This is a genomic window from Acinetobacter lwoffii (assembly GCF_024129595.1).
GTDB classification, from domain to species: Bacteria; Pseudomonadota; Gammaproteobacteria; order Pseudomonadales; family Moraxellaceae; genus Acinetobacter; species Acinetobacter lwoffii_O.
In genome coordinates, this window is record NZ_JAMXXS010000049.1 from 1 (window position 1) to 14,927 (window position 14,927).

At 45.2% G+C, this 14,927-nt stretch carries 14 protein-coding genes; 3 read left to right on the forward strand and 11 right to left on the reverse strand.

Going from position 1 to position 14,927, the window contains the following annotated elements:
* The first annotated feature begins 233 nt into the window (after positions 1-233).
* Positions 234-1,406 carry a PQQ-dependent sugar dehydrogenase gene (locus NI466_RS14545; protein WP_253173917.1) on the forward strand — a complete coding sequence of 391 codons (1,173 nt, stop codon included), beginning with the start codon at positions 234-236 and terminating at the stop codon, positions 1,404-1,406.
* Between the two features lie 460 nt (positions 1,407-1,866).
* Positions 1,867-2,262, forward strand: coding sequence for a tautomerase family protein (locus NI466_RS14550; RefSeq protein WP_039902475.1), 396 nt, complete (start codon positions 1,867-1,869; stop codon positions 2,260-2,262).
* A 268-nt stretch (positions 2,263-2,530) separates the two neighbouring features.
* Here the strand turns inward: NI466_RS14550 and NI466_RS14555 are convergent, their stop codons facing one another.
* From NI466_RS14555 to ribF, 5 genes are all read right to left on the reverse strand, one after another.
* Positions 2,531-3,073, reverse strand: a complete 543-nt coding sequence (locus NI466_RS14555; RefSeq protein ID WP_253173918.1) for an NADPH-dependent FMN reductase — start codon at positions 3,071-3,073, stop codon at positions 2,531-2,533.
* 136 nt (positions 3,074-3,209) lie between these two features.
* Complete coding sequence (locus NI466_RS14560; protein ID WP_004281217.1) at positions 3,210-3,692, reverse strand: FKBP-type peptidyl-prolyl cis-trans isomerase; 483 nt, start codon at positions 3,690-3,692, stop codon at positions 3,210-3,212.
* A complete protein-coding gene (gene lspA, locus NI466_RS14565) occupies positions 3,685-4,224 on the reverse strand; it encodes a signal peptidase II (protein WP_004281218.1) in 540 nt (179 codons plus the stop codon). Before lspA ends, NI466_RS14560 begins: the two co-directional genes overlap by 8 nt.
* Positions 4,217-7,063 carry an isoleucine--tRNA ligase gene (gene ileS / locus NI466_RS14570; protein WP_253173919.1) on the reverse strand — a complete coding sequence of 949 codons (2,847 nt, stop codon included), beginning with the start codon at positions 7,061-7,063 and terminating at the stop codon, positions 4,217-4,219. The genes lspA and ileS overlap by 8 nt, the downstream gene beginning before the upstream one ends.
* 64 nt (positions 7,064-7,127) lie before the next feature.
* Positions 7,128-8,129 (reverse strand): bifunctional riboflavin kinase/FAD synthetase, encoded by a 1,002-nt coding sequence (gene ribF, locus NI466_RS14575; protein ID WP_180087190.1) that lies wholly within the window; start codon positions 8,127-8,129, stop codon positions 7,128-7,130.
* A gap of 231 nt (positions 8,130-8,360) precedes the next feature.
* Here ribF and NI466_RS14580 point away from each other — a divergent pair, with 231 nt between their 5' ends.
* Positions 8,361-8,924, forward strand: coding sequence for a 5'-methylthioadenosine/S-adenosylhomocysteine nucleosidase family protein (locus tag NI466_RS14580; RefSeq protein WP_253173920.1), 564 nt, complete (start codon positions 8,361-8,363; stop codon positions 8,922-8,924).
* A gap of 66 nt (positions 8,925-8,990) precedes the next feature.
* Here the strand turns inward: NI466_RS14580 and NI466_RS14585 are convergent, their stop codons facing one another.
* From NI466_RS14585 to NI466_RS14610, 6 genes are all read right to left on the reverse strand, one after another.
* Positions 8,991-9,611 (reverse strand): TetR family transcriptional regulator C-terminal domain-containing protein, encoded by a 621-nt coding sequence (locus tag NI466_RS14585; protein ID WP_004281222.1) that lies wholly within the window; start codon positions 9,609-9,611, stop codon positions 8,991-8,993.
* A gap of 323 nt (positions 9,612-9,934) precedes the next feature.
* Entirely contained in the window at positions 9,935-10,741 is an 807-nt protein-coding gene (locus NI466_RS14590; protein ID WP_253173921.1) for an ABC transporter ATP-binding protein, read from the reverse strand.
* A gap of 21 nt (positions 10,742-10,762) precedes the next feature.
* A complete protein-coding gene (gene ssuC, locus NI466_RS14595) occupies positions 10,763-11,578 on the reverse strand; it encodes an aliphatic sulfonate ABC transporter permease SsuC (RefSeq protein ID WP_222112419.1) in 816 nt (271 codons plus the stop codon).
* Positions 11,578-12,753: an FMNH2-dependent alkanesulfonate monooxygenase gene (gene ssuD, locus NI466_RS14600; protein ID WP_253173922.1), complete on the reverse strand. Its 1,176-nt coding sequence runs from the start codon at positions 12,751-12,753 to the stop codon at positions 11,578-11,580. Before ssuD ends, ssuC begins: the two co-directional genes overlap by 1 nt.
* 57 nt (positions 12,754-12,810) lie before the next feature.
* On the reverse strand, positions 12,811-13,785 hold the full coding sequence (locus NI466_RS14605; protein ID WP_253173923.1) for an aliphatic sulfonate ABC transporter substrate-binding protein: 975 nt from the start codon (positions 13,783-13,785) through the stop codon (positions 12,811-12,813).
* 24 nt (positions 13,786-13,809) lie between these two features.
* Positions 13,810-14,766 (reverse strand): sulfonate ABC transporter substrate-binding protein, encoded by a 957-nt coding sequence (locus NI466_RS14610; RefSeq protein WP_253173924.1) that lies wholly within the window; start codon positions 14,764-14,766, stop codon positions 13,810-13,812.
* Between the last annotated feature and the right edge of the window lie 161 nt (positions 14,767-14,927).

Genomic DNA, 14,927 nt, shown 5'->3' on the forward strand with positions numbered 1-14,927 from the left:
GTAGTGTGGGGTTACCCATGTGAGAGTAAGTCATCGCCAGCTCATTATTCGAAAGTCCCCCTCCGCATTAGCAGAGGGGGATTTTTTTATGTGTAAAAAATATAAATAAAACTTCAAAATTAAATCGTTTTATAGCTTTTAAAATGTATCTATTTACCTTTCTCTGCTGAATTTACATCAGGAATTCTGTATCTTGATTTTAATTTGAACAATAAATCAGTATGGAGAAGATAATGTTGTCGCAATTTAAAATAAAAATTCTACTCAGTTGTTGTGCTTTAGCGTTTACTGCCTGTCATGCAGAGAATTCATCTTCTAGAAGTACTCAAGAGACCTCTACATCAGCTGCCAAATCGGATGCAGTCTCTTCAAACTTGCAAAAATATAAGACCGAACAGGTTGCTCAATTTAATGAACCATGGGCGATTACTACTTTAAATGATGGCCGGCTATTGGTTACTGAGCGTAAAGGAAAATTGCAGCTCTTTGATCCAAATACCAAGAAAAAAATTGAAGTTAAAGGCATACCTCAAGTCGCATATGGAGGCCAGGGTGGTTTAGGTGAAGTGGCCTTACATCCAGATTTTGCAAAGAATCGGTGGGTATATCTGAGTTATGCCGAACAAGGCCAGGGTGGATATGGTGCAGTGGTAATCCGTGGCAAACTGGATTTAAATCAAGCCACCCCTCAACTGACACAAATTAAACGGATCTGGACGCAAGTGCCGAAATTTTCTGGCCAGGGACATTATGCCCATCGGATTGTATTTGGGTCGGATGGTAAGTTATGGATCAGTTCAGGAGAACGTCAGCAATTCAACCCTGCACAGGACATGCAATCTAATGCCGGTAAGATTATTCGCCTGAATGATGATGGCTCAATCCCTGCCGATAATCCGTTTATGACTCAGGGTAAAATTGCTCAGCAGGTCTGGAGTCTTGGACACCGTAATCCTCTAGGCATGGCTTTTGATCCGAAAGGGCAGCTTTGGGTGATCGAAATGGGACCGAAAGGCGGCGATGAACTGAACGAGATTGTCAAAGCTAAAAATTATGGTTATCCGTTAGTGTCTAATGGCAATCATTATGATGGCAAGCCCATTCCTGATCACAGTACCCGACCTGAATTTGAAGCCCCGGCACTGGATTGGACTCCGGTAATTTCTCCTTCAGATTTAATATTTTATACGGCTAATGTCTTCCCGCAATGGAAAAATAAGGCGATTGCGACCGGTCTGTCTTCCAAGGCGATTGTGATTGTGGATACGAACCAGACCCCAGTGAAAGAAGTTCAGCGTCTGGATATGAAAGAGCGGATTCGCGGGGTTGCTCAGGCACAGGATGGTTCACTGTGGGTGATTCAAGATGGTCCGCAAGCAGCTCTGTTAAAAATGACAGCACCTTAATCCTCTGCTTTTAGGATGCTTATCTAAATATGAAATATTGAATAAGCTGACCATCTGAATAAAAATTTTTTTAAGCTGATGCTGGCATGAAAGAAAAAGGCCTCTACATCCTGTGAAGGCCTTTTCATATTCTGTTAAAGGTATAATGTCTGTTATACCGATCAGCATCCTGCTACGTGAATTTTTTTATTTTTCTTACAAGACTTCCTGTCTTGGTATGATCTGAATATAGCCTGAAGCGATACAACGCAATAGGGCAGTTTAACTGCATGGATTGTAGGTCAAAGCCGACAGCCGAATTTTAAAAGATAATTTTAAAAATACTGTTTCAAAATGATCATCTGACCAAATCATAAACTGCGGTGATGATTTTGCTGTATGTTAGCGAGAGAAAACTCTTTTGATATGCATCAACTGATATAAATAAAAACGTCCATAAAATAATAAAAAGGAAACTCCTATGCCTACGATTCAAATTGAAGTTCGGCAACAATATCCTCAAGCAGTTGAGGAACAATTGCTTAACAGCGTATTTCATTGTGTGAAAACTGCCTTTCAGCTGCCTGAATATGATCGTAATATTCGTCTGGTCGTGCATGAAGCGCATCGTTTTCATTATATGAGCCATTTAGCTCAGCCTGAATATTTTACCTTGATCAGTATTGACTGTTTTGCTGGCCGCAGTCTGGAGACCAAGCGCAATTTGTATCAGCAGATGGTCAAAAGTCTCGGAGAAATCGGCATTCCTGCAGATCATATTCTGATTCATCTGAGAGAAAGTGCACTAGAAAATTGGGAGATCCGGGGAGGGCAGGCCGCCTGTGATGTTGATCTCGGCTTTAAGGTTGATGTTTGATGCATTCCGATCACTACTCTAGTTAAACCTAAAGTTTAAACAGAAAAGCCTCAACATCCTGTCGAGGCTTTTCTGGATTTGCTTCTCAGATCTGACTCCTGTCTAATCTGTCAACTTCCTGTTGATTGGCGCTTTTTATTGTTGTCGTATCGCTTTGCAGACTTCCTGTCTGTCTATGTACTCACTATAGCCTCGCATAAAATGACTGCATAGCGGCTAAACTCTGCGCTGCATGTAGGCTAAAACGTACAGGGCTGTCGTCCAGTCATTAAGCACTGACATATTGAATCAGTCTATCCACTACAGCTTTTAAGTTTTTATTATCAAATTCATTGCCTTGGAAGGAATAATCTTTGTTGCGTGCAAAGATGTCACGGATTTCGATCACGGCATTGGTATCTACCAGTCCAAGTTGAGTGCCGACTTGACGAATCTGGTCAATCGAACGTGAGCCATTGGTCGCGCCATAACCAATATAAGCTGCCGGTTTGCTTTGCCATTCCTTGCCGAGATAGTCCAGGGCATTTTTCAGGGCAGGGCTATAGCCATGATTGTATTCAGGTGTGACAAAAATAAAGGCATCGCCGAGTGCAATCTTGTCGGCCCAGTCTTGCTGTTTGGGCTGATCATAAATCCCGGTCAATGGCGGATGAGCACCAGAAAACAGCGGAAGATCCCATTCTTTTAGATCGACAATTTCAGTTTCTAAAGTGCTAAAGGCATAACTTTTAATTTCCTGCAGTACCCAGTGCGCCACTTTAATCGCAGTACGTCCCTCACGCACACTCCCAACCACAATATAAATTTTCATGTTTCATCCTTTCTTCGGGTCTGATCATCAAATTAAATTAATCAGATTTCAGGAAGGTGACTAGAGATGATTTGTATCCGGAATATAAAAAAGCTCCCGAAGGAGCTTTTTTAAAATCAGTTAATTAGCTGATGTCTTACATCAGTTTAATGCCTTGCTGACCCGCAGGTGTCACTTTGAAGATTTCCACTTCAAAGGTGATGTTTTTGCCTGCCAATGGATGGTTAAAGTCCACTTCAGTGATGTCATCATTCACCGATCTCACCACGCCATACAGGGTGGCTTTGGCTTTGTCTTCAAACTCGATCATGTGACCTTCGATTGGACGTTCTCCGAACTTCACCGTATCAAATTTCTGGATGTTTTCTGGATTCCAGGGACCAAAAGCATCTTCTGGAGGCAGGCTCACCGTACGACGGTCACCGGCACGTAAACCAAACAGTGCTTTTTCAAAACCAGGCAGTAAATTGCCATCGCCAATCACCAGGCTGACCGGTTCTTCACGGCTACGGGTATTGTCAATTTCTACGCCATTTTCGATTGCGACAGAAAAGTGCAGCTCGACTTTAGAACCGTCTGCAACCCGGGTTTCTTCGTTAGGATGAATAAAATCAGTCATGTTGTGCTTGCGCCCGTTGAATTCGATGTTTTTCTAAGAAAAAGGTATCAATCAGCATCAGAATAGTGCCTACAGTAATAGCACTATCTGCGATATTGAACGCAGGGAAGTGGCTGTTCTGGTAATACACATGAATAAAATCGACTACATAGCCGAGGCTGACCCGGTCGATTAAATTACCGATGGCACCACCCAGAATCAGGGCAATCGCCAATGGTAAAATTTTCATGTCTTTTGGCATGCGCATCAGCCAAAACACAAAGATTACAGACACTAAACCTGCCAGTGAAGTAAAGAAATAGCGTTGCCAACCACCGGCATCGGACAGGAAACTAAAGGCAGCGCCATAGTTATGTAGCAGTGTCCAATTTAAAAAGGGCAGCACAGGAACAGGATCTGCATAGTTCAGATTTGTCACTGCAATCCATTTGGTCCATTGATCCAGAATGATCGCCAGAATGGCCAGTCCAACCCACCATAAATTATGTGGATAGAACTGGAATAAGCCCTTTTTGGTGTGGGTATTAGGCATATTTTCTCTCTTCGCCTTGGCCTGTAGGAAGGTTGATGATACAACGACCGCATAGACCAGGATGTGCAGAATGTGTATTTACATCTGGTAATACATGCCAGCAACGTACGCATTTTTCGCCATCAGCTGCTGAAACTTTCACATTCAAGCCTTCAAGATCAGACGCTTCACCTTGTGCTGCATCAAACTCATTGACGATCACTTGTGATGTGATCAGTACGAAACGAAGCTCATCACTTAACTTATCTAGCACTGCTTTTAATTCGGCATTTGCCCAAAGTTCAACTTTGGCAGACAAGTTAGAACCGACAGTTTTCGCGGTACGTGCAGTTTCAATGAATTTGTTTACTGCAGATTTCACGGCAATGAGCGTTTGCCATTCAGCTTCAGATACTACATTTGCAGTTGAAGCCACAGGAATATCATACCATTCAGCCGTGAACACGTATTTCTCTGATTGCTCAGGAATTAACGGCCAAGCTTCTTGTGCAGTGAAGCTCAGGATTGGTGACATCCAACGCACGAATGCTTGTACCAAGTGATACAACGCAGTTTGTGCAGAATGACGTGCTTGCGAATCCGCTTTCGTGGTGTATTGACGGTCTTTGATGATGTCTAAGTAGAAACCACCCAAGTCATTGATACAGAAATTAGTCAGAGCAGTCGTTACGATATGGAAGTTCATATCTTCGTATGCTTTCTTAATGGTTTCTTGCACTTCAGATGCACGTTGCAGAATGTATTGATCCAGCGCGATCAATTGATCTACAGGAAGCGCATCTGTTGATGGTTTGAAGCCATTCAGGTTAGCAAGCAAGAAACGAAGCGTGTTACGGATACGACGGTAACCATCAGAGGCACGGCTAAAAATTTCTTTACCCGCGGTCATTTCATAACGGTAGTCCGCTGATGCGATCCAGAAGCGTAAGCCATCCGCACCCATATCTTTAATGATGTCTTGCGGCGTGATCACGTTACCGATCGACTTGGACATCTTGCGGCCTTTTTCATCCACGACGAAACCGTGAGTCAATAGACCTTTATATGGCGCACGTTCGTTAATCGCAATCGAGGTCAATAACGACGACTGGAACCAGCCACGGTGCTGGTCTGAACCTTCAAGGTACAAATCAGCAGGATCAGTCAGTTCTTCACGTTCACGCAGTACCGCATAGTGCGTTGTACCAGAGTCAAACCAGACATCTAATGTGTCACGAACTGCGTTGTATTGTTCAGCATCCACACCGATGAATTCAGATGCATCACGATTGTACCAGCCATCAATCCCTTCCTGCTCGATCAGTTTCGCGACTTCTTCGATCAGTTCAGGCGTACGTGGATGCAATTCATTGGTGTCTTTGTGTACGAAGAATGGGATTGGTACACCCCAGGTACGTTGACGCGAGATACACCAGTCCGGACGACCTTCAATCATCGCCTGAATCCGGTTTTTACCCCAGTCCGGCACAAAGCTGATCTCGTTTTCAATCGCGTTTAATGCGCCTTGACGTAAACCTTTGGCATCCATGCTGATGAACCATTGTGGGGTCGCACGGAAGATAATCGGCGTTTTATGGCGCCAGCAATGCGGATAGCTATGCTTGATCACCACATGTGCCCAAAGCTTGGTCGCTTCAGTCAATGCTGCAATAATTTTTGGATTGGCTTTGTAGATGTGCTCGCCCGGGAAGATTGGCGAAGTCGGTAAATACACACCATTACCGCCGACTGGGTTTTCTACTTTTAAGTTGTACTGTAAACCAACTTTATAGTCGTCTACACCGTGGCCCGGTGCGGTATGTACTGCACCTGTACCGCTAGCATCGGTGACGTGTTCACCCAAGATCACTGGCACTTGGCGTTCAGCAATTAAAGGATGTTGAAGAACTAAATTCTCAAGTTTTGAACCTGTGAATTCAGCAAGCACTTCAAATGCAGTAAAGCCATAACGCTGAGTTGCAGACTCAACCAATGATTTCGCAAGGATGAAGTTTTGTGATGCTTTGTCTTCACCAATTGCTTTCACCAGTTGGTATTCAAGTTCAGCGTGTAATGCAACCGCTTGGTTGGCAGGCATGGTCCAAGGCGTTGTTGTCCAAATCACGATATCCGTACGATCAGCGATTTCTACGCCGACACGTGCAGATAAATCAGCAAGGTCTACAACCGTGAAACCGACGTCAATTGCGTCAGATTTTTTATCTTCGTATTCAACTTCAGCTTCAGCGAGTGATGAACCACAGTCTAAACACCAGTTGACTGGTTTCAGACCTGGCTCGATATGACCTGCTTTCGCGATTGCACCCAATGAACGTACGATGTCAGCTTCTTGTTTGAAGTTCATCGTTAAGTAAGGATTGTCCCAATCCCCGAATACGCCCATACGTACGAAGTCTTTCTTTTGAAGCTCAACTTGGGTGTAGGCATATTCACGGCAGGCTTTACGGAAGGTAGATGCATCCACTTTTACGCCGACTTTACCGACTTTTTCTTCGACTTTGAGTTCGATTGGCAAACCGTGACAGTCCCAGCCCGGTACATACGGTGCATCAAAGCCATCCATGACACGGCTTTTGATAATGATGTCTTTGAGTACTTTGTTGACCGCATGACCCAAATGAATTTGACCATTGGCATAAGGAGGGCCGTCATGAAGCACGTATTTTTTCTTGCCAATACGCGATTCACGAATCTGCTGATAAATGTTGTCGGCATACCACTCTTCTAACCATTTCGCTTCACGTACTGCCAAATTTGCTTTCATTGCAAAGTCAGTACCTGGGAGGTTTAGCGTGGCTTTATAGTCCACTGCATTTTCAGGAGTTTGCTTATCGCTCATGCAAGTCATCTTCCAATCTAATCAGTTATGTCACTGACACGTTTTACAATAAAAATATGGGATATTAAAAGGGAAATGTGGGGTGATTTCGACGAAACTCAAGCAGTTTCTCGACATCATCATCAATTCCGGCTTTTAGCGCTTCAAGCGAAGGATAGTCCTTTTCGCCATGTAAATAGTTTAAGAACGTCACCCGCATCAACAGGCCATACAGATTAGCAGAAACATCTGGAAAATGTACTTCTAATCGCCACTCTGGGTGTGCTTGTTTGATGGCTGGACGTGTGCCGACATGACCTGCCCCAAACAGGGCAGTCGGGTCATAACCCGCAATACCGGTTTGCGTTGCAGAGTCGGCTTTTACTTTGTCTTTTAAGGATTGGGTTTCACAAATGACTTCCACCCCATAAATTCCTTTCAGGCAGGGCTTATGACGGTTGAGCCGTACATTAATGGTCGGGAAATCAATGGTTCGACCAATCTGATCGCCATATTGCACCCGCCCAGTAATGCTATAAGGACGACCCAGCAATTGTGCGGCCAAGGCTAAATCACCAGCTTGCAAGGTCTGGCGAATCCGGGTGGAACTGACCCGTTCACCATCTAGAGCAATGGTATTTAAATTGGTCACTTCAAACCCGTAATTGCGCAGGAATTCGCTGTTGCCTTGGCGGTTTTTACCAAAGTGAAAATCATCGCCTAAGACCAGATGCCGGGCATTCAGTTTTTCTTTTAAAATGTCGGCAAAAGCTTCTGCAGTCAGGCTGCGAAAAGTATGGTCAAATTTCGCCACTGCGATATAGTCCACACCCAGCTCAGTCAGATATTCAACTTTTTCACGCAATGATGAAATACGCGGTGGGGCATCATAACCCTGAAAGTATTCAAGTGGTTGCGGCTCGAAAATCATCACTACAGATTTTAAACCCTGTGCTTTGGCCACCTGTTGCAGCTGACGGATCATCGCCTGATGGCCTAAATGCACGCCGTCAAAATTACCGATGGTCACGGCAGTTTTGGGTAATTCAGAATGAGAGGCTAAAGCATTTAGACGGAGCAGCTGCATGGGCAAATCAAGTGCTTAGAAATATCGAGAGGCTATATATTGCCATAATCTCGCGCTTTCGTCTTGCTGTTGTGTTTTTATGCAATATTTTTCTTGAAAATTCATCTTCCTTAGAATTGAGCAGTTTTGTTTTTGTACACATTGATGATGTCTGATCAGAGCACTGGTGCTTTTCATTCAGCCGCTTTTGTTTTCTAATGTCAGGGTTTTTCTTGATATCAGGTGTTTCGAATGTCCGATCTGGCGCTCATCATGGCTCTATCCAATGAATCCAAAGGCTTGTTTGAAGCAGAAGGCGTTCAGGTGCATTACAGCGGGATTGGCAAAGTCAACGCGGCCTTTAAAGCCTTTGAGGTAATTCAGAACACCGGTTGCAGTACCTTGCTGAATTTGGGCAGCGCGGGGAGTTCGCATTTCAATGCGCATGAACTGGTTGAAGTCACGCAATTTGTACAGCGTGATATGGATGTTTCACCCCTCGGCTTTGAGGTCGGTATGACCCCGATGGATCAGCATTTCCCGGGTGCGATTGAGCTGGGGTCTTACTTTGACCATTTGCCGAAAGGGATTTGTGGCACAGGCGACAGCTTTGAAACCGGTATTTCAAAAGTGGCGTGTAATTTGGTCGATATGGAAGGCTATGCCTTGGCCAAAGTCTGTAAAAAGCTGGGCGTTCGGCTGATTTCAGTGAAATACATTAGTGATGGAGCCAATGAGACTGCGCATCTGGATTGGGAAGAAAATCTGTTATTGGGTGCGAAAAAATTATTAGATTTATATCAAATGGTAAAATAAATAGGAAGGTCAAGTTTGCTCGGCGACCATAGCAGCTATGGTCGTGTGCCAATCAGAAGCGCTTGCTTATTTATCCGTGCGTGGAATCACGCCGTATAACATCATGTGTACCGTATGCTGGATAATGCGTTGCTGCATGCTGCGGTTACGCAAAGTTTTACCCGTGACCATTTCCATTTGCGTCGCAAAGTCTGCATAGTTCTGGGTAATCGCCCAAATATTCAGAATCAGTAACTCAGGATCAATATCTGCAGAAATCTTGCCTTGCTCCTGCCAGTTGGAAATTACTTTGGCTTTACGCTTGACCAGTTTTTTCAGCGGACCTTTTAAAATTTCCAGAATATGCGGTGCACCTTGAATCACCTCCAAAGCAAATAAACGGGATGCTTTAGGCTGGGTACGCGACACTTCAATTTTTTGCATCAAATAATTGGTGATCGCTTCTTCAGGTTCAAGTTCAGCTTCCAGGGTTTGTAAAGGCGCCAGCCATTTTTGTAAAACGGTGGTTAATACCTCGACATACAGGGCTTCTTTATTTTCATAATAATAGAAAATATTCGACTTATGCATTTCTGCAATTTGTGCGATTTCATCCAGACTTGCCCCATTAAAACCATATAGGGAAAATACGTCTAGTGCAGCATTTAGCAGCTGATTGCGTTTTTGAGTACTCTTTTTTTGTTCCATTAGCAAATATAAAAAACAATGAAAAAGGGAATCCTCAATTGTACGGCAAATCATCAGATTTGTGCACACAGTCACAGGCTAATTTTTTGAATAATGATGATTTATTCTCTAGATTAATATTTAAAACAGGCTAAATGCATCTACACCGGGAGAAAAATTCAAGTTTCTGAAAATACTTCATTTATTCATCTTTTTTCTTCATCAATGGAGGAGAAGAATAATGTTGAAATGAAAGTGATGAAAATGTCTTCTCATTGAGATAAAAGTATTTTTTATAAGAATAAGACCCAAAACCATGTGCGATTTTGGGTTGGAGTGGGTATTCAGGTCGCTAAAACTGCCTGCAAGACCTGCTGTTCCAGTTCTGCAAATGTCACACTTTTTTGCCGGGGACGTGGCAAATTGACTCTAAACTCTTTGGCAATATGGCCTTTGTCCAGCAAGATAATCCGGTCTGCCAGTTGCACGGCTTCACTGACGTCATGCGTGACCAGAATGGCGGTAAAGCCTTGTTCGGTCCAGAGGTGCTCAATCAGGTTTTGCATTTCCAGACGTGTTAGGGCATCCAGAGCACCGAGCGGTTCGTCCAGCAGTAGAATACGCGGTTGATGCGACAATGCCCGCGCCAAGGCAGTACGTTGCCGTTGACCCCCGGAAAGTTGTGAAGGCCAGAGTCCAGCTTTTTCTTTGAGCCCGACCTTTTCCAGCATTTGCGAAGCTTTGGCATGCTGCCCTTTGCCGAGGCCTAACTGCACATTCTGTTCGATGCTGCGCCAGGGCAGCAGGCGAGGGTCCTGAAACATCACCCGGATATCATCGGTAGTAATGCCTTCGCGAATATGCCGGGCTGACTTAAACTTGATTTCGCCGTAGCTTTGCTGTTCCAGATCGGCAATCAGGCGCAATAAGGTACTTTTACCACAACCGCTGCGACCAACAATTGCCAGAAATTCACCCGGCTGGATATGCAGGTCCAGATCTTCCAGAACCTTGACCGAACCGTAAAACTTGTGCAGCTGTTCAATGATAATTTCGGCACCGATCACTGCAGCAGGATTGATCTCTGCCGCAGGTTGGTCCAGTGGCACAATCGGGTCATTGGCATGACGCCCTAAACTGAGATCAGTCATCACATGCTCCTCATTTATTCTTTATTTTTGATAGCCGGCATGCCAGCGCAGCAGGAATCGCTCTAAGGCCACGGCCAGAACATCGGCCAGTTTGCCGAGCAGGGCATACAATAAAATACCTACCAGAACCACGTCAGTTTGCAAAAATTCACGTGCATTCATGGTCATATAACCAATACCAGACTGGGCGGAAATGGTTTCGGCCACGATTAATAATACCCAGACCAGACCTAGAGAAAAACGCAGTCCGACCAGAATTGACGGCATCGCACCCGGCAGAATAATTTCTTTATACAGTTGCCAGCGAGTTAAGCCATAGCTTTTGCCCATCTCGATCAATTGCGGATCGACGGAACGAATCCCATGATAGGTATTGATATAAATCGGGAAAAATACCCCAATCGCCACCAGAAACAATTTGGCAGATTCATCAATCCCGAACCATAAGATGACTAGGGGAATGAGTGCCAGTGCAGGAATATTCCGAATCATCTGCAAGGTGGTATCGAGCAGGGTAGAGGCAGTTCTGGATGAACCATTTAACAGGCCCAGTAATAGGCCCAAACCACCACCTACCAATAATCCGCTGATGGCACGCCCCGCACTGACTTGCACATGCATCCACAGTTCACCACTGAGTAGCAAATTCCAGAAGGCCAAAACTACCGCACTCGGTGCAGGCAGAATCCGGCTTTCCAGCAGGCCTGTACTAGAGGTAATCTGCCAAATCGCAATCAAAAAAATTGGAACTAGCCAGGGCAGCAGATGCTGCCCCAGAATTGTTCCACGTGAAACCTGCTTTTGGGCCAGGGTTTCAACGGAAACGACTTTTGACATTAAGCAGACTCCTTAATTTTCTCAGCCTGCTTGTTCTCGTCCGGTGTGTAGTTGTTCGCCACGATTTCACCAAATGGACCGGTCAAGTTTGGTTGAGTGAGTTTTTGCTGGGTTTCCAGTGGAAGTAAAGGGAATACCAGTTCGGCAAAACGGATTGATTCTTCCAGATGTGGATAGCCTGAGAAAATAAAGGTGCTAATTCCCAAATCAGCATATTCCTGGATACGTGCAGCGACAGTTTCCGGATCGCCGACCAGTGCCGTACCTGCACCACCACGAACCAGACCCACACCTGCCCAGAGGTTTGGAGAAACTTCGAGTTTGCTGCGATCGCCATTGTGCAGTTCTGCCATACGGCGCTGACCGACCGAGTCCATGGATTTGAACTTGGCTTGGGCTGCAGCGATAGTGGCATCATCCACATATTGAATCAGTTCTTCAGCCGCCGCCCAGGCCTGCTCATTGGTTTCGCGTACGATCACGTGTAAACGGATCCCGTAATTCAGTTCACGACCTTTAGCTGCAGCCTTGGCTTTTACCACTGCAATTTTTTCTTTGACTGCTGCCGGTGGCTCGCCCCAGGTCAAGTAAGTATCGACCTGATCCGTGGCCAGCTCAATGGCATCATCCGATGAACCGCCAAACCATAAAGGCGGATGTGGCTGCTGGATTGGTGGATACAGTAATTTTGCCTCGTCGACACTTAAGCGTTCGCCATGGAAGCTAAAGCTTTCACCGGTATGTGAGCGTTTTAAAATTTCACGCCAGATGGTGGTGTATTCGGTCGCCGTTTTATAGCGGGTTGTGTGATCTTCATAGACGCCGTCACCTTTTAGTTCCTGTTCATCACCGCCAGTCACCAGATTCAGCAGCACCCGGCCATTGGACAAGCGGTCAAAGGTCGCGGCCATACGTGCAGCCAGTGCCGGAGTGGTCACGCCTGGACGCAGCGCCACCAGGAATTTTAATTTTTTGGTCGCATCAATCAGGCTGGCTGCGGTTAACCATGGATCTTCACAAGAACGGCCAGTCGGAATTAGCACCCCTTCATAACCTAAGTTATCTACCGCAACGGCAATCTGCTTCATGTAGGTATGATCTACAACACGTGCGCCCTTGCTGGTGCCTAAGTAACGACTGTCGCCATGAGTGGGGATAAACCAGAAAATTTTCATGTGATATTCCTTAAATTAAATCATCTTGTTTGTTCATCAATGTGTGGCTGCTGGCGACTAGATCTGTTGCTGGACGCTGATGGTTTTGGGAATCAGTTGAACCTGCTGGAAGAGATCGGCAATATTCTGTTGGGCTTTTATCACTTCCGGAGTTAAAGGTTGAACCGGCGAAGGTTTAAGACGACGCTCAAATGCAACTTTCGCCACTTCTGGTTTCAGACCAGTACTTTTCTGATAAATATCTAGAGCTACAGTCTGATTTTTAAGAATCCACTGGTCAGAGGCATTTAAAGCCTGAATAAACTTCCCGGGGCTATCCGGATGCTTCCGAATAAATTCGGGATTGCCGATATAAAAGGAGTAGGTTTGTGGAAAGTCACTGGATTCAATCAGCACCTTAACCTGGCTGTCGAACTCGGCTGCACCCAGAAAGGGATCCCAGATTGCCCAGGCATCAATGGCTTTTTTGTCAAAAGCAGCACGTGCATCCGCAGGGGGAAGCCAAATGGCTTGAATCTCTGACCAGCTTAATCCGGCTTTTTCCAGGGTTTTGGCCAGAAGTTCATGGGCACTTGAACCTTTTTGAACCGCGATCCGTTTTCCTTTCAACTGTTGAATGTTTTGAATCACACTGTCTTTCGGCACGACCACGGCCAAAGAATTTCCCGCCACTTTTTCAAAGGCCACGTAGCTCAGGGCTTTGTCTGCCGCCTGTGCAAAAATAGGCGGAGTATTTCCCACATAGCCATAATCCACTGCACCGACCGCTAAGGCTTCCAGCATTTGTGGGCCTGCCGGAAACTCTTTCCATTCAATTTTGGCATTCGGGAATTGTTGTTCTAATAGCTTTTCATCGCGTGCCACCAGCAGATTCAAGGCTGATTTCTGAAAGCCAATCGCAATGGTTTTTACCGGTTGTGTTGCTTTGGTGTCTGCAGCAGTCTTTTGCTGTGCTTCCTGTTTCTGACAGCCAGTCAGACTAAAGCTCAATAACGCTAAACTGATATAAGAAACTGTTTTTAAATGACTCATCTTTATTCTCGAATTATTCTGCTGTTATTTAATAATTGCTGCATCAATATTCAGCTTTTGTGGAATCAGCTGCTGCGCATAAAACGCATCGGCGACCTGTTGCTGTTTTTGAATCACGTCAGTCGTGAGGGGTTTAACACCGAAGCCCATGCGTGAAATAGAGGTTTTTAAGACATCGACGGTTAGACCTGTCGGTTTTTGCAGGAGCTGAGCGGCAGCGTCCTGATTTTTTGCGACCCAGTCCGTGGTCAGGTTTAGTTCATTGACAACCGCCTGTACCACCTGAGGATGGCTTTCTGCGAACTTGCGATCTGCCAGATAGAACTGGTGGTTGCTCACCACATTTTCACCGCTGGCAATGATACGTGCACCAATCTGATGTTCAGCAGCTGCAAAAAACGGATCCCAGATCACCCAGGCATCGACCGCACCACGTTCAAATGCAGCACGTGCATCGGAAGGGGGTAAATAAATTACTTCGATATCACCGAATGTCAGCTTGTTGGCTTCCAGAACTTTTAATAGCAGGTAATGCACGTTTGAACTTTTGTTCAGGGCCACCCGTTTGCCTTTCAGATCCTGAATGGACTGGATCGTTGAATCTTTCGGTACAATTAAGGCTTCGGCCTTAGGTGCTTGCGGCTGATTGGCCACATAGACCAGATTTGAGTTGGCCGCCTGAGCAAAAATTGGCGGTGCTTCACCGGCTTCACCAAAAGAGACGCTGCCAACATTCAGGCCCTCAAGCAGTTGTGGGCCGGCCGGAAATTCTACCCATTTCACATTGACCCCTTGCTGTTTTAAGCTGGTTTCCAGCGTGCCGCGTTCTTTTAAAATAGGTAATATGCCGTATTTTTGGAAACCGATATTCAGGGTAATGGTCTCTTCTTTTTTCGAGCAGCCTGAAAGCATCATGACACCCGCCATCGCAGTACCAAGTACTGCAGTCTTTGCTAAAAACTGAACATGAGATGGGCGCATGAATCAAAACTCCCGAAAGTGAAAAACTAGTGAATGAAAACTTAGACACACGCTAATCGTTTTTGTTTTTCGCGGATTCAAATCCCAAGTGCGACACATTTGTAGTTAGTTGAAAAAGTTAGGTGTATTAGAATCATTAGACTTTTTCAACTCGCAATTGG